A 16,931-nucleotide genomic window follows, 5' to 3' on the forward strand; every position below is an offset into this window, starting at 1 on the left:
ACCGCCCACTAGAACGGTAATGTGTAGTTCTACTACACTATTAATTACTCATAACGCAATGCTTCAATTGGATCTAATTTCGCAGCTTTATTTGCTGGAATTAATCCGAAAATAATACCGAGTGTCATCGAGAACAGTACGCCTCCAACGACAACTTCCCACGAAACGAGCGGTGGCCATTTTGCGAATGTAGAAACGATATATGCTCCGCCATACCCAAGACCAATTCCGATTAAACCACCTAAAAGTGTTAACATAACAGCTTCAATTAAAAACTGTAATAAAATTTTACTACGCGTTGCTCCAAGCGCTTTACGTATCCCAATTTCGCGCGTACGCTCCGTTACAGATACGAGCATGATATTCATAACACCAATACCACCAACGACTAATGAAATACCAGCGATACCACCGATAATCATCGTCATGATGCTAGTTACTTTAGAAACATTTTCTTGGAGTTCTTTTAAATTCACCAGTTCATATTTACCTGGGATTTCACTTGGCTTACGACTATTTAATACATCAACAGCTCGTTTCCCTGCTGCTTCTAAATTGTCTACATTTTTAGCTTGAATTGCGATATTTTGAATATCATCTGTCCCATATAAAACAGGCCATAACGTAAGAGGAATTAACGCTTCTTCCATTTCAAATCCCATAAATTCATTATCTGATGTATACACACCAATAATTTGCATTGGCTGTCCCTTCATCTCAATAATTTGTCCAACTGGGTTTACGTCCTTAAATAACGTTTCCTCTGTTTTTGTGCTAATCATCACAACGTTATTCGCGTGAGAAATATCTGATTCATTTAAGGAGCGGCCCTTTACAACCTTTACTTTATTAACCGCAAAATATTCATTATCAAGTCCAATAACATTCAGCCTTGCTTTTTTATCATTTACATCAAGTGTCTCTGTTGTCGAATTTGTTGTAATAACGTGTGAAACATCTTTCACTTGTTTTACTTCCAAAATATCCTCTTCCGTTAACTTCGGTATTTCAAATCCACCTATAGCAAATTCATCATTAATATCTGCTTTAAATTGAATTGGCATAAGGTTATTACCACCAGAACCTGCGAATTTTGATTTCAACATCGCTTCCCCGCCTTGCCCAATTGCAACGACAGTAATAATCGAACCTACCCCGATAATAATACCCAGCATCGTAAGAGCTGAACGCAGTTTATGAGCTAAAATAGAAGATAAGGCAATTTTTATACTATCTAGTAAACTCATACCGCACACCTTCTATCTTCTGTAACTTTCCCGTCTCGCAGTACAATGCGGCGGGAAGAATACGCTGCCACTTCCTCTTCATGCGTAACCATAACAATCGTCGTACCTTCTGCATTAAGCTTCGTGAAAATATTCATAACTTGCTCACCAGACTTCGTATCAAGTGCACCAGTCGGTTCATCGGCCATAATAAACGTTGGATTATTTGCAATCGCTCTTGCAATCGCTACACGCTGCTTCTGTCCACCTGATAACTCATTTGGTAAATGATGCACGCGATCTGCCAATCCAACTTTACCTAGCGCCTCCAAAGCACGCTTGCGACGCTCTGCTTTCTTCACGCCACCGTATACGAGCGGAAGCTCAACATTTTCCACTGCTGAAAGACGAGGCAGTAAATTAAAATGCTGGAATACAAAGCCAATATATTCATTACGAATTAAAGCAAGCTTTGACTCGTCTGCTGTTAAGATATTCACGTCATTCAGCTTATATTCGCCTTCTGTTGGACGATCTAAACAACCGATAATATTCATAAGCGTCGACTTACCAGAGCCAGACGGTCCCATAATCGAAACGAACTCACCGCTCTGAATCGTTAAACTAATACCGTGCAAAATCGGCACTGCCAATTTTCCTTGATAATACGTTTTAGCAATATTATTTAACGTAATCATTTCTCTTTCACTTCCATTCCGTCATACACATCGTCGGAAGGATTTTTAACCACCTTTTGCCCCACTGTTACGCCTTCTACAACCTCTGTCCAGTCCCCATCAGTAGAACCTTTTTTCACATTTTGTTTACGAAGCTTACCTTTATCCTCAACATAAACAAATGCATCATCGCCTTTTGCTACAATGCTCTTACTTGGGACAGCAATCATCTTCTTATTCTCTAAGTTTACTTGCAGAGAAACGTGGTAACCTGGAGATAAACCGTCTTGGCTATCAAGACTTGCTTTATATGTATATTGAGACATATTTTGAGTTGCTTCACCCATGCCGCCAGCTTGCGCCATCTCTGCACTTGTTGGGAACTCACTTACCTCTGTAATCTTACCTGTCCACTTCTTCTTATTATTTGCTTTCGCCGTTACAGTGAATGTTTGATCTTTTTGAATTTGTGACTTCTGAAGCTCAGTTAACGTACCTTGAACTTGGAATGGATCTTTAGAAGCTACTTGTAAAAACGCTTTTCCTTGACCACCTAACGCTTGAGATGAGCTTTGTGCCGCATCTTTATCTAACTTTTGAACAACACCAGCGAAATTACTATAAATCGTAAGTTCTTTCTGCTTCTTACTTAACTCTTCTTTCTGCAACTTTCCTTTTTCTTTCTCAAGGTCAATTGTTTTTTGCCCTATCTCTAACTCGTTTACTTGCTCGTCCATCGGATCTGTTACTTCTTTCCCAGCTCCGCTATCTTTCGCCTTCTTAATTTCTTTCTTCAACGAATCAATCTTCTTTTTCCCTTGATCGTAACGCATATCCGCCATCTTCTGATCAAGCTCAGCTTGCTTCATTTGAAGATTAATCTCTTCATTATCATAAGAGAATAACTTCGTACCTTTTTCTACCTCTTGCCCTTCTTTTACCTCAATATCTTTCACTTTCCCTTTGGCCGGATCTGCATAGAAGCTTTCAATATTACCAGGCTTCACCTGACCAGAAATTAACTTCGTATTATTCAGCTTACGCTCTGTCACTTTCTCAAAACTTACAGCATCAGCATTTGTTGATGCACCCTTCTTCTTACCTTGCATAACAAAAATATTAATTGCCGCTACAATAACAATTAGTGCAATAACCCCAATAATAATCCATTTCTTCTTCTTGTTTGGAGTACGAACCGTATTTGGTAACATATTCTCGCTCCCTTTTATAACTTAATAGTTTAATATAAAAATTGTATAAAACTTTCTGAAAATAGATTACATATTATTACATTATTTTTACAAAGTTTTACACATCCATTTATATTGTAACAAAAATTCCAATGATTAGAAATATGACATTATATCTTTTAAGATAGATTTAAGGAAAGATTATATTATATAGAAAAAGCCATCCAAAATAATAATTGGATAGCTTTTTCAAACAAAATATTACGCTACTTTAGGATCTTTTCTCTCATGTCCACGTTGAACAATAAATAAGAAGATTGTTGATAAAACCGCACCTGTTAATAGTAAGATGAAACAACCATCCCAGCCAGAACTATCAACAATAACACCGATTGCTGCGTTAGCTACAAGACTTCCACCTACATAACCGAATAGACCACACATACCAACTGTCGTACCTACTGCAAATTTCGGTACTAATTCCATCGCACTTAAACCGATTAAGAACTGTGGTACATAGATTAAACAACCGATAATAGAAACTGCAATACTTACAACAAGTACGCTAGTTGCTTGCCAATATATAAACGTACCAATAACAACTCCAACCATACTAATAATACATAATGGCATACGTTTTCCTTTAAATAATTTATCACTTAAAAAGCCAACGATTAATGAACTTGGAATTGCCATACCTTCAAAGATTGCATATGCCGCATGCGCTTCTGCTTTTGAAAATCCTTTAACTGTCGTTAAATAAAGTGGAACCCAGTTAATAACACCGAAACGAATTAAATAAACAAAAGCATTCGCAATACATAAGAACCATACAAATTTATTTTTCACTACATACTTCATTAAAATTTCTTTTGGTGACATCTTGTTAGCATTATCTGCTTTTTCAAGATTTTCATAGTCATTACGATACTCATCAATTGGAGGAAGACCTTCAGATTCTGGTGTATCCTTCGCATTGATCCAAACAAGTACTGCAATTACCATTGCGATAATCGCTGGGAAAATAAACACGCCGCCTTGCCAATGATTTTCACCGAAAATACCTACACCAATTCCGACAAGTGGTGGCACAAGCATTCCACCAACGTTATGTGAAATATTCCAAAGACCTGTTTTCGTACCGCGTTCTTTCTTCGAGAACCATTTCGTCATAACAATACTACAAGGTGGTGCTCCCATACCTTGTACAATACCGTTAACAACAAGTAATGTAACAATCATCCCAAATGATGATGCAAAGCCGAAACAAATATTTACAAGCCCTGATAAGAATAAACCGACTGCGATAAAGCGCTGGGCGAAAGCTTTATCTGATAAATTACCCATAAAGAACTTACTAAATCCATAAACAATTGCCATTACTGAACCTAGTAGACCAATTTCAGCTGTACTAAAACCATATTCTTGTACTAAATACGTACTTGATAACGTAAAGTTACTACGAACTAAATAATAAGCAGCATATCCAACTGAAATCCCGATTAACACACGAATACGTAGTAATCGATATACACGGTCGATCATATCCGCTGGCAATCTTTCAATTGCAGGTGCTGGCTTGAGCCATTTAAACATATATTTTCGTCTCCTTTTCTCACTTCAGAGAGAGACGCTGTCTATTCCATATCTCGATTATTCCGCTATTTGATATATTTTGGTTCGTCCTTCTAACCGGCTGTCCTTCTATTTCTTTCTCATTCTTCGCAAACATCGTTGGTACGCCAAACGACACTTTTTCTAAAATATGACCCGCTTCTTCTGATAAACAATAATCAATAAATAAATCCGCAATAATACCACTCGGTGCACGTTTTAGTTTCGAAATCGCATTAACAGATAACCCTGTTTGCTCAGGTTCGTTACTTAAAATCGGAAAGCCTTGTTTTTGAAGCATTCTCTGATCTCCCATAAAGTTGATGCCTATCATATATTCACCGCTCGCAACAAGTTCTGCTGGGATGTAACCATTCACTGTTACTTCTCCAACTTGTTCTGCCAGATTCTTCACATATCCCTTCGCTTCCTCTTCACCTAACGTATCAATCAGTGATTGGAAAAACGTATATGCTGTACCTGAAACATTTGGATCGGGCATGACAATCTTTCCTTTATATATTGGATTCAATAAATCTTTCCATCTTAACGGATACGAGAGACCGAGCGGCGCTATTTCCTCGTTCCACCGCTCTTTATTAATCGCAATTGCCAGCTTCTCCACTTCATAACCGTACCAATAACCATCTTTATCTTTAACAGTTTTTGAAATACGATTTGCATGTTGGCTTATCACAGGAATAGAAAGATTTTTTTGCTTCATCATTTGATGCGCATCTACTGTACCGCCAATAATAATATCCGCCTTCGGATTTCCAGCTTCTTCTTCCACTCTACGAAGAAGTTCTTCTGTTGAAAGACGAATAAATTCATACGTACATCCACGTGGTTTACAAAATGATGAAAGTAACGCTTCACCAACTTCCTCACGAGCCGCCACATACGCAACAATATGACGATCATCCAAAATAGGGAGACCATTTTTACTATATTTAATAGAGGTTGTATCTCGAGAGCAACTAGACATCGCTCCTCCAATTACTAGCAAAAAGAAGAAAAAGGCTATCTTTCTCATGACGCATTCTCCTTTACGAATAACTCTGCTAGAGAGCCTTTCATATACATGACATTCCCGTTATTATCACCGAGATATTGCACAACAAAGTACGATGGATACACAGAAATCGTAAGAATATCTTCACGATCATTCTTTACACGCTTACCTGTTTTATAAGCTGTAATATAAGCAATCGGTTCATTCTGCGATTGTAATAACTTCTGAATTTCTCCGTAATCTGTAATTTGCTTTGCGGACCGAATAGAATCAAGTATGTGCGTAAGATTGATAGTACGTACCACATCGCCTTGACGTACTACGACATCCTTTGCTGAAGCAAAGAAATTATTAATACGCTCTGGCGTGTAATACAGGCTTAATAAATACGTTTGAAGTGCTGAAATCATCGGATCCATGCCATTCTTTCCGTATACATTTTCCCCATACTGGAACAAGTCACCTACTGCAAAAGTACGCTTATGTCCATTCAAGTACGTTACTTCTCCAGTAAATACTTGTTCTTGGCTCTTAACGCCCTCAGGCTCTATTCGAATTCGGTCAAAGAATGAAACAATCGTATGCAAACGAACTTCATCCGTTACAACGATTTCTCCCCACTTTTCATGTCTTACTTTCACTTCAATTGGAAGAGATTCATTCACCCTTTGTAAAACGGCTTGTTTATCATTTACAATGTTGATTCGATTATAGATTTGCTTCTCCATAACATAAAACAAAATAAGAGAAACAATCATACAAATGACAAACATAAGAATTTGAAATGATAGCCTTTTCATTTCTGCCTACCTCCAAGATAAAAAAACGTTGTTTCGAAAATACCGCATAATTGTTTCATAAATGTATCATTTAACCGCTTTCAAGTTTTTTATGTCTTCCATCCTTCTCGGAAGCAAAAATGTAATGAATATTGTAGTACCTACTTCTTCACTACTCTCAATCCGCATGCTTCCGCCCTGCTTACTCATAATCTCCTGACAAATATACAAACCATAACCATTCCCGTAACTAGAAGGAAGTGCCTTTCCTTTCGGAGACTCATTCCACTCTGCAAGCACCACTTCATCTATACCGATCCCATCATCATGAACAAAAACCTTCGCCTCATGCTCATTTACAATTACATTCATACGAATGTGCGAAGCATCACTATACTTAATTGCATTATCAAGCACATTTAAGAAAATTTGCTTCGTCTTATCAAAATCCGCAACAACATGTACATCCGTTAACTCATTTATCACTTCAATTTCAAACTGATTTAGGCGAGGTTTCACAATTGAAACTGCTTCTTCTGCCAATTCCTTTATGTTCACAACTGTAGGAGACACTTCAAACGTACTCGTCCCATATTTCGAAGACTTAAGCAGTTCCTCTACAAGTGATAATAAACGCTCACTTTCCACAGCCACATAACGAAGACTTTCCTGTACATCTTCTTTTGATTGTAACTTCGGAATTAAATCAACATAACCGATAATTGCCGTTAGCGGTGTTTTTAGCTCATGCGTAATGCGGTCTAGGAAATCTTTCTGCTTCTCCTTCTCCTCCTGCAATTGCTTAATATGCAACTCAATTCCATCGGCCATCGCGTTAAAAGATGCTGAAAGCTGAGCGATTTCCACGTACTCATTTAACTCAATCTTACTCTTATAATCACCATTCGCGAGCCTCTGTGCCATTTGTCTCAACTGATCAATTGGTTTATGAAGAGACTTCGCCAAACGAATCGCAAAGAAAATACCGGTAGCTACTAAACAAAGAGACGTCATTAAGAACGTCCAGCTCACATTTGTTAAAACTTCCTTCTCACCCGTTAACTCATTTATAAAACGAATACTTCCAATGACATCGTTTCCATAATAAACCGGGCTTGAAAACAAAAGAATAGGAGCTGGATCCGCCTCCTCAAAAACGTAAGACTTCTTTCCCTTCAAAGAACTCTCAATGTCGATGTTACGGTGAAGCAATGCTCCTTTTTGTGTATCTGCAACAACATCGCCATTCTTCCCGATCATCTGCACACGGACATCCATACGCTTCGCTAAATACGACGCAATTAAAAGTGAATTCGGACCAAGCGTATCCACTTCTGCTTCCCTCTCTAAATAATTCATCGTATAAATTTGTGCTTCTACACTTAACTTTTCTAAAGAATCTGCTGCGTTATGATACATATTCTTTTCTAACGTAATATAAACAACTGCATATAAAAGAACAAAAATCGGAATTAACAGCCCAACTATTCCAAACACCATATTTCGCTTTAAAGACATACCATCACCACTTAACAATCCAGTTTATAGCCAACGCCATAAATTGTCTTAATATATTCTCCGCTCGTCCCAAGCTTCTTGCGAAGTCTCTGCACCATAATATCAACGGCTCTCGTATTTCCGATATACTCAAATCCCCATACTTTCTCAAGTAACTCATCCCTCATAAACACACGCTGTGGATTTGAAACAAATAACTGACATAAATTAAACTCTCGGTACGTTAACTGAATCTCTTGTCCACTCACATGTACCTTTCTTTCCTTAGGACAAATCACTATCTCTCCAGCCTCAATTACTTCATGACTTACAGCCGCCTCCGTCTTCTTTACACGCCGCGCCATATTCTTAACCCGAAGAATAAGCTCCGCATAATTAAACGGCTTCGTCACATAATCATCAGCACCAAGCTGCAATCCAAGCAACTTATCATTCATCTGACTCTTTGCCGTTAACATAAGCACCGGAATATCCCTATCCCTCTCACGGAACAAACGAAGCAACTCATACCCATCCGTGTCCGGAAGCATAACATCCAAAATCAATACATCCGGCCCTTCATTCCATCGCTCCAAAGCTTCTCTCCCATCAGCCGCTGCCAATACTTCATAACCTTCCATCTCCAACTGCATCCGAATCAAATTACGAATACTCGATTCATCATCCACCACAAGTATTTTCATCATTCTCCTCCTTCCACCACGTATTATAGTACAGTTTAGTATAGCAAAAATCTTATAAAAAAAGAGAGGGTATTGTCGAACATATTTTGTCGACGATACCCTCTCCCCTTTTATTATTTAGCTACAAAATAATCCGTTACATATTGTGCCCAAACTTCATGACCTTTAGCAGTTGGGAAACCAAATTCTTCTTTTAAATATGGTAGAATAGCCTTTGTCGATGCATCCGGCCATGCTCCCCAATGATCAATATATGTATAATTATTTTGCGTTGCAAATTGTTTTAATGCTTCAATTGCTTTCGGGTAATTTTTCGCACCATACACTGGATTTGATGGTTGAATCATAATTGTAGCACCCTTTGCACTAGTAGAAAGTGCTTGAACGAACTTCTGTGTATTTACTACAGAGTTCCCATTACCAGTTTTACCGTTATCAGTAATAAATGGTGGCTCAAATAAAATCACATCTGGATTCTCTTTCGCAATCTCTTTATCACGCTTATTCGCAATTAACTCTTCTGTGCTTTCACCCTTATATTCCTTTACAGTCACATTCCATAAACCTTTACCGTAAGCAGTTTCTAAATTAGACGTTAACTTAGCTGCCCAAGCACCTTTTTCAGATGAAGAAGCTTCATCACCAACGATAACAAGATTTACTGCTTTTTTATCCTCAGCAGCTTTCTTTAACTTCTCTTTCACTGCATCTGGCAAGTTCTTCGCGTATGCCTCATTAAAAGATGACTTCGCATCTTGTTTTTTCTCTTCTTTTTTCTCTTCTTTTTTCTCTTCTTTCTTTGCTCCGCTATCTTTCACTTCAGCTTTTGTTTTCGTTACTTCACTCGTTTGTCCCGTTGCATTTGCAACTTTCTTATTCCAGTACAATTTACCGCTCACAATCGAAGCAACAAACAATACAAAAACAACAAGGACAAGTACTGCTTTCTTATTCATCGATTCACCTCATCTATTAATCTCACAATATATAATACTAATATAAATCCACGCAAAAATAAACCCAACTCCTTCCAAAGGAGTTGGGCCATTACATATTACTTAGTTAATTCAAGATGTGCTCTTAACTTATTTGTTATATCTTGTTTCGCTGCATCCGGAACATAGTAGTACCAAATACCGTCGGCGGCTTTGTGGCCGTCGCCTGGGATTTGAATTTCTTCACTGTTCTCCATACAATCTTTATAATTCTTTTGAATATCAAACATTTGCTCTTGCGTTAAACTTGTTTTAACATTTTTCTCAATTGCTTTTAATACATCACCGTAGCTTGCTAGAGAAGATACACTTGCACCCTTCTTAATTACAGCCTGAATAACTTGACGTTGGCGCATTTGACGACCGAAGTCACCACGTGGATCTTCATAACGCATACGAGTATACTTTAATGCTGTTTCACCATTTAAATGGATGTTACCTTTAGCAAAATGTTGGTTCCTAGATGTAAACTCCAAATCGTTATTTACATCAACACCACCAACAGCATCTACAATATCTTTGAATCCAGCCATGTTTACTTCAATGTAATGATCAACCGGTACATTTAGGAAATTCTCTACTGTTTTTACAGCCATATCAATACCACCAAATGCATAGGCATGGTTGATTTTATCTTTTTTCCCTTTCCCTACAATCTCCGTATAAGAGTCTCGTGGAATACTTGTAATTTTCATAGATTTTGTTTTTTGATTTAAGGTAAATAACATAAGTGAATCGGATCTACCTGTTCCATTACCTTCTTGGTCTACCCCCATCAGTAAAATAGATATAGGTTTATTATCCGCAATGTCTACCTTCTTATCTCGTTTGTCAGACTTATCACGATCCAAAGGCTTGTGTACCGTATTTAACGTATTTGATACATCAGAATAAATAGTATACGCATATACACCGCCAGCAATAACAAGAACACCAATGATACCTAGGATCCAAAATAGAATCTTTTTCTTCATCGTTTTTCCTTCTTTCGATTAACAATTTCAACATTATAAATTTCATTCCATATAATACTATACGGATATACATATAACTTGTAAATGACTTGTAAACTAAATGCTACTCTAATATTCCATTAATAAAAGGCATAAATGTATATATATCAAGAATTTAAAAATAAATTCTCATAATCATTCACTATTTTCTCCCAAGAATACTCATGAATAATTCGATCTTTAGCTTTGTTACTTAACTTATCAATTTCAGCTTCAGAATAAGCTTCTACTTCTTGAATTAAATTAGCTAAATTGCCTTCTTCTTTAGAAAAATAAACCGCACCTTCTTCGCCGACTTCTTTATTGAATACTACATCCAAAAGCATATTCAATTTCGTTGATGCTAACGCCTCTAATAATGATGGATTTGTTCCACCCACTTCATGACCATGGAAATAGGCAAATGCATCTTCACGAATTTTTCTTAACAAGTCTTGGTCATAAACAGTGCCAACAAATTTAATACGTGGATCTTTATTAAAATTCGTTTTTGTTAATAATTCTTGATAAAATTGATTTTCTTCAACATTCGAAATGATAACAAAATCTTTTTTAGAATTTGATTTCATAAACTCACGGACCATTAATTCATAGTTATTCTCTGGAACGAAACGACCAACTACTAAATAATATTCATTCCCAGCCACATCATGCTGCTTATACCATTCAATTACCTTGCTGTCGTCCTCTTTTAAAAGAGAGGTTGTAACATCAGCGCCATAGGCAATAAAAGTTGTCTTTGGTTCATGCTTTTTGTAATCCTTTTGAATATATGACTCAATACCTTTAGAATCACATACCAGTAAATCAGCATGCTTGACCATTAGATTTTCAGATATTTTCCAATAAGCTCTAATAGCTGGACTCCATTTACTTCTTTTCCATTCATGACCATCTGGATTTACAAAGACTTGAACACCCATTTTTTCTAACTTCCTTTTATAAAAAGAGAAAAATGGGCCAATGCGACATGCGAGTATATATACAATACAATTTTTAAGATTATTTTTTTTAATATAACTAATACACTCTCTTAAACTTAATATATCATACGCAACAGCTTTCGCACTCCCAATTTCAGGGGTCTTCACGTTGAAGCATCTCGCCTTATTATACTGAAATTCTTCATTGTTATCCGCTAAGCAAGATACATGATACTGAATATCTTCACTTTGCTTTCGTTCCGTTAAATACTCTACAAACGTTTCAAATCCCCCATACTTCGCTGGGATTCCTTTCGATCCAATAATAAATACGTGTTTCATCTAATTTTCTACTCCCGCTCTTACCTCTTGATATAGGCTTATTATTTCTTTAGTATGTTGTTCCATTAAATGAGGGAAATCCAATTCCAACAGATTTTTACTTACTCGTTCTAATAATGAAATATCATCAAGAATCATTGATAGTTTATCAATAAAATCATGTTTATTTACTTTATAAATAAAGCCAGTTTCTCCATCTTGTATCAAGTCCTTAAAACCAACGTATTCAGAGACCATAATTGGAACACCATACGATTGTGCTTCTAAACCAATAAACCCAAAAGTTTCCTTCCAAATGCTAGGGATAATTAACAAATCAACTTCATTAAAAATATCCTTTAACTGGCTATAATTATATCTACCATAAAATGTATAATATTCTGGATTATATATGTCTGGATCATTTAAAAAATCACCATACACTCCTAAGTGCCAATTAGTATATCCCTTTTCTTTTAAAGATTCCAATGTATCTTTCAAAGAATAAAACCCTTTATAAGTATCTATAGGCCCTAAATATCCTAATTTAACTAACGCGTTTTCTCTTTTTGTAATACTGCGCTCTTGACGATAATCAAAAATATCTTGATGGCTAATAGAAACTACCTTTCCGCTCACATCAAAATATTTTTCAAATTGCTCTTTTGCTATAGAACTATTGAAATGGAAGTAATCTACTAACTTAAACATTTTTAAATAATAATTTCTTAATTCTATATACTGCTTCGCTAAATCCACATCTATTTCTTCAACCCCTTGTTTCACACTAGGAGCTGCATTATTATTTTTAATTTGATTCTTTTTAATTTTCCTTAGCGATTTCACTATACTACTATCTTTTAAATAACGATATGGATACGATTGCATCACATGAACCGTTGGAAGACTTAATGCATTCACATTGCATTCTATACAGCTTTTTCCATCATTAAAATCATTACAAATGTTACCTTTTGAGTCCATCAAATTTACTTTTGGACAAAGACCAAAATAATCATGTGTAGTAAATACAATTTTTATGTTTAATCTCTTTGCTGTTTCAAAAAATTCTTTGTGTATCCCCATTAAGGTATGCACATGAATTACCTCTGGTTTTAATTCTATTAAAAATTCCTCATATACCTTATGATCTACTTCCTTCATAAAATGCTCAGGTTGATTAATCCCATTTAATAAAGGAATTGGTAAAGGATTAATTAATTCATATACCGATATACTTCCATATGGTTTATTTTTCTTAACAGCTGTCCTTTTCGAGAGCGTAAATTTCCCTGGATACAAAAGAAACACTTGATGCTCTTGTCCTTGTGAATGCATTAAATCTACTGAGTATTTTGTTAACCCACCTGTGCGATAAGGTGGTAATCCCAGTGAAATATGCAATATTTTCAATTTGTTCTCTCCTTAGTTTCGTCATAGGATTATAAATTTCCCACGTTATTATTTATAAAAAATGAAGGTAATAAAATTTATTACCTTCATCTCAAAATCATTCTATTGAATGACATTCATATTAATAATCTCTATTACTTATAAAGTTGTATACTGCTTCGCAAAGTAACTCTTGTATTCACCTGTTACAATCGCTTTCCACCATTCTTCATTATCTAAATACCATTTAATCGTTTGAGCAATTCCTGTTTCAAATGTATAAGTTGGTTTCCAACCTAACTTTTCTAGCTTTGTTGGATCAATTGCGTAACGTTTATCATGACCTAAGCGATCTTGAACGAACTCGATTAAGTTTTCTGATTTACCAAGCGTACTAATAATTGTTTGAACTACTTCTAAATTTGTACGTTCATTATGCCCACCAACATTATACACTTCACCATTTATACCTTCATGCATAACTAAATCAATTGCGGCACAATGATCAATAACGTGTAACCAGTCACGAATATTTTTACCGTCCCCATATACAGGAACCTTTTCATCATTTAATACACGTGAAATTGTTAATGGAATTAATTTTTCTGGGAAATGGAATGGTCCATAATTGTTTGAGCAACGTGTAATATTAATTGGTAAACCAAATGTTTCATGATACGCTCGAACTAATAGGTCAGAAGAAGCTTTACTTGCACTATATGGGCTATTTGGCTGTAGAGGCGTCTCTTCTGTAAAGAATGTAGTTGGATCAAAATCTAATTCACCGTATACTTCATCTGTCGATACATGAACAAATTTAGTAATACCAAACGCTTTTGCTGCATCTAATAATACTTGTGTCCCTAATACATTGGTACTAATAAATACTTCAGGTTCAGTAATAGAACGATCCACATGACTCTCTGCAGCAAAATGCACAACATAATCAAATTTCTCTTGTTCAAATAGTTGGTTTACCGCTTGACGGTCTACGATATCAACCTTAGCAAATGAATAGTTATCTTTGTTCTCAATATCTTTATGCTTTGTTAAATCTCCTGCATATGTCAATACATCTAAATTTACAATATGATAACCGGGATATTTATTTACCATATACTGTACAAAGTTTCCTCCAATAAAACCTGCGCCACCTGTTACTAATACTTTCTTTTTTTCCATCTTATTTCACCTCTTGTTGTAATTGTGTAATATAATGTTTTGTTGCTTTCTTCCAATCTTGTAATGGCTCAAATCCATTATTAATTAATTTCTGCTTAGACATACGTGAATTTTTAGGGCGTACTGCACGAGTAGGATATTCTTCTGTTGTAATACTATTTACTTTTACATCTTGTCCTGCAATCTCAAAAATTTCTTGCGCAAATTCAGCCCAACTACAGAAACCTTCATTTGTAGCATGATATGTACCATATTTCTCTGTTACAACCATATCAACTAACAACCGAGCTAAATCATACGTGTAAGTTGGTGATCCTATTTGATCCCCCACAACGTTCAGTTCATTACGTGTTTCACCTAAACGAAGCATCGTTTTAATGAAGTTATTTCCATTAATACCGAATACCCATGAAATACGCACAATAAAGTTGTTATCTATTAAGCTTCTAACTACTTTTTCTCCCTCATACTTTGTTAAACCGTAGTATCCAACCGGATTAGGTGCGTCAGTTTCTACAAATGCATGAGTTCCTTCTCCATCAAATACATAATCTGTACTAATATAAACAAATTTAGCATTTAATTTTTTTACTGCTGTAGCAAGATATTTTGTACCTTCTACATTCACATTCCAACAAAGCTCTTTATCATCTTCAGATTTATCAACAGCCGTATATGCTGCACAATGAATAATTGCATCTGGTTTTACTTTATCTACAAATTTATAAACCGCAGCTTCGTTTGTAATATCTAAATCTTCTATTCCAATACCTTGCATTTCTAGTCCTTGCTTCTCTCCACGTTTTACTACGTCATATCCAAGCTGACCATTATAACCGGTTACTAAAATTTTCATTTTTTTACTCCCCGTATACAAAGTTATTTTCTGCTTCTTTTAATGAAGGTGCTTTTTCGTCTTTTTCAGATAGCACTGGTTGAATCTCCATTGGCCACTCAACACCTACTTCAGCATCATTCCAAATGATTCCTCGATCACATTCAGGTGCATACAATTCATCAACTTTATACTGAACCTCAACATCATCCGTTAATGTCATAAATCCATGTGCGAATCCTTTTGGAATTAATAACTGTTTTTTATTCTCAGCACTTAACTCAATACCGAACCATTGACCATATGTAGGGCTTCCCTTACGAATATCTACTGCAACATCGAATATGGACCCACGTGTACAACGTACAAGCTTAGTTTGTGCTTTAGGGTTTAATTGATAGTGTAAACCACGAAGTGTTCCTTTGGTTGCAGAAAACGATTGATTGTCTTGTACAAATTGCAAATCAATACCTGCTTCTCTCATTGCCTGATCACTAAAAGTTTCCATGAACCAACCACGGTGATCTCCAAATACTTTTGGTTCAATTACTTTTACACCTAACAAATTTGTATCTACAATTTTCATTATATTCACTCCAAATTAGTATTTAATACTACCATTTGCCACTTTTAATAAATATTGACCATAGCCATTTTTAGAGCACTGATCACCTGATTCAATTAAAGTTTCTTTATTAATCCACCCATTAATAAAGCCAATCTCTTCAAGTGCTGCAATTTTAATTCCTTGATGATCTTCAACTGTTTTTACAAAGTTTGTTGCATCCACAAGACTTTGATGTGTACCTGTATCTAACCATGTGTAACCACGACCTAATAATTCAACCTCTAATTCACCATTATTTAAATATGCTTCATTTATAGACGTAATTTCTAATTCGCCACGTGCTGATGGTTTAACATTCTTGGCAATTTCAACTACGCGATTATCATAGAAATATAAACCAGTGATTGCATAGTTTGATTTTGGCTCTTCTGGTTTTTCTTCTACGCTCAATACTTTTCCATTCTCATCAAATTCAACCACACCAAAACGTTCTGGATCATGCACATGATAACCAAATACTGTCGCTCCACTTTCTTTCTGGGCAGCTCGCTGTAACATTTTTCTCATTCCGCTACCATAATAAATGTTGTCCCCTAGCACCATCGCTACAGAATCATCACCAATAAATTCTTCACCAATAATAAATGCTTGTGCTAGTCCATCTGGACTTGGTTGTACTTTATATTGAAGAGAAATTCCAAATTGAGATCCATCCCCTAATAAAGCTTCGAAACGCGGTGTATCCTCAGGTGTTGAGATAATTAAAATTTCACGAATTCCCGCTAACATCAGTGTAGATAATGGATAATAAATCATTGGTTTATCATATATCGGTAATAATTGTTTACTTGTAACCATTGTTAATGGATATAATCTTGTCCCACTTCCACCTGCTAAAATAATGCCTTTCATGTATCCTCATACTCCTTTTTATTGTAAACAAATGAGGAATGCATCAATTAGAGACATTCCTCATTATCTTCAATATATTTAAATGTTC

The 16,931-nt window shown here is 35.8% G+C and carries 16 protein-coding genes; all 16 read right to left on the reverse strand.

The features are described from left to right. Positions 1–44: 44 nt before the first annotated feature. Entirely contained in the window at positions 45–1,247 is a 1,203-nt protein-coding gene (locus N2V80_RS26055) for an ABC transporter permease (protein WP_000054354.1), read from the reverse strand. Continuing rightward, entirely contained in the window at positions 1,244–1,924 is a 681-nt protein-coding gene (locus N2V80_RS26060; RefSeq protein ID WP_061655210.1) for an ABC transporter ATP-binding protein, read from the reverse strand. The genes N2V80_RS26055 and N2V80_RS26060 overlap by 4 nt, the downstream gene beginning before the upstream one ends. Then, positions 1,921–3,114 (reverse strand): efflux RND transporter periplasmic adaptor subunit, encoded by a 1,194-nt coding sequence (locus N2V80_RS26065; RefSeq protein ID WP_000937316.1) that lies wholly within the window; start codon positions 3,112–3,114, stop codon positions 1,921–1,923. Before N2V80_RS26065 ends, N2V80_RS26060 begins: the two co-directional genes overlap by 4 nt. Positions 3,115–3,354: 240 nt before the next feature. Next, positions 3,355–4,689: an MFS transporter gene (locus N2V80_RS26070; RefSeq protein WP_000477602.1), complete on the reverse strand. Its 1,335-nt coding sequence runs from the start codon at positions 4,687–4,689 to the stop codon at positions 3,355–3,357. Positions 4,690–4,708: 19 nt separating this feature from the next. Further along, the gene (locus tag N2V80_RS26075; protein ID WP_001225639.1) at positions 4,709–5,743 is read right to left on the reverse strand and encodes an ABC transporter substrate-binding protein; all 1,035 of its coding nucleotides are present in this window, start codon (positions 5,741–5,743) and stop codon (positions 4,709–4,711) included. After that, positions 5,740–6,522, reverse strand: a complete 783-nt coding sequence (locus tag N2V80_RS26080) for a DUF3919 family protein (protein ID WP_061655209.1) — start codon at positions 6,520–6,522, stop codon at positions 5,740–5,742. The genes N2V80_RS26075 and N2V80_RS26080 overlap by 4 nt, the downstream gene beginning before the upstream one ends. 66 nt (positions 6,523–6,588) lie before the next feature. Further along, complete coding sequence (locus tag N2V80_RS26085) at positions 6,589–8,019, reverse strand: HAMP domain-containing sensor histidine kinase (RefSeq protein ID WP_033693512.1); 1,431 nt, start codon at positions 8,017–8,019, stop codon at positions 6,589–6,591. A gap of 11 nt (positions 8,020–8,030) precedes the next feature. Then, the gene (locus N2V80_RS26090) at positions 8,031–8,702 is read right to left on the reverse strand and encodes a response regulator transcription factor (protein WP_000699553.1); all 672 of its coding nucleotides are present in this window, start codon (positions 8,700–8,702) and stop codon (positions 8,031–8,033) included. Between the two features lie 113 nt (positions 8,703–8,815). Then, a complete protein-coding gene (locus N2V80_RS26095) occupies positions 8,816–9,658 on the reverse strand; it encodes an SGNH/GDSL hydrolase family protein (RefSeq protein ID WP_061655208.1) in 843 nt (280 codons plus the stop codon). Positions 9,659–9,756: 98 nt separating this feature from the next. Further along, a complete protein-coding gene (gene tagU, locus N2V80_RS26100; protein ID WP_061655207.1) occupies positions 9,757–10,671 on the reverse strand; it encodes a polyisoprenyl-teichoic acid--peptidoglycan teichoic acid transferase TagU in 915 nt (304 codons plus the stop codon). Between the two features lie 146 nt (positions 10,672–10,817). Beyond that, complete coding sequence (gene cps2T, locus N2V80_RS26105) at positions 10,818–11,975, reverse strand: beta 1-4 rhamnosyltransferase Cps2T (RefSeq protein ID WP_061655206.1); 1,158 nt, start codon at positions 11,973–11,975, stop codon at positions 10,818–10,820. Continuing rightward, the gene (locus tag N2V80_RS26110) at positions 11,976–13,367 is read right to left on the reverse strand and encodes a glycosyltransferase (RefSeq protein WP_061655205.1); all 1,392 of its coding nucleotides are present in this window, start codon (positions 13,365–13,367) and stop codon (positions 11,976–11,978) included. A gap of 138 nt (positions 13,368–13,505) precedes the next feature. Then, entirely contained in the window at positions 13,506–14,528 is a 1,023-nt protein-coding gene (gene rfbB, locus N2V80_RS26115) for a dTDP-glucose 4,6-dehydratase (protein ID WP_061655204.1), read from the reverse strand. Position 14,529: 1 nt separating this feature from the next. Beyond that, positions 14,530–15,384 carry a dTDP-4-dehydrorhamnose reductase gene (rfbD, locus tag N2V80_RS26120; RefSeq protein WP_061655203.1) on the reverse strand — a complete coding sequence of 285 codons (855 nt, stop codon included), beginning with the start codon at positions 15,382–15,384 and terminating at the stop codon, positions 14,530–14,532. A 4-nt stretch (positions 15,385–15,388) separates the two neighbouring features. Beyond that, on the reverse strand, positions 15,389–15,949 hold the full coding sequence (gene rfbC, locus N2V80_RS26125; RefSeq protein ID WP_061655202.1) for a dTDP-4-dehydrorhamnose 3,5-epimerase: 561 nt from the start codon (positions 15,947–15,949) through the stop codon (positions 15,389–15,391). A 15-nt stretch (positions 15,950–15,964) separates the two neighbouring features. Then, on the reverse strand, positions 15,965–16,843 hold the full coding sequence (gene rfbA / locus N2V80_RS26130) for a glucose-1-phosphate thymidylyltransferase RfbA (protein ID WP_061655201.1): 879 nt from the start codon (positions 16,841–16,843) through the stop codon (positions 15,965–15,967). Positions 16,844–16,931 lie beyond the last annotated feature (88 nt).

Source organism: Bacillus sp. FSL W8-0640, assembly GCF_038007725.1.
In the GTDB taxonomy this organism is placed as follows: Bacteria; Bacillota; Bacilli; order Bacillales; family Bacillaceae_G; genus Bacillus_A; species Bacillus_A cereus.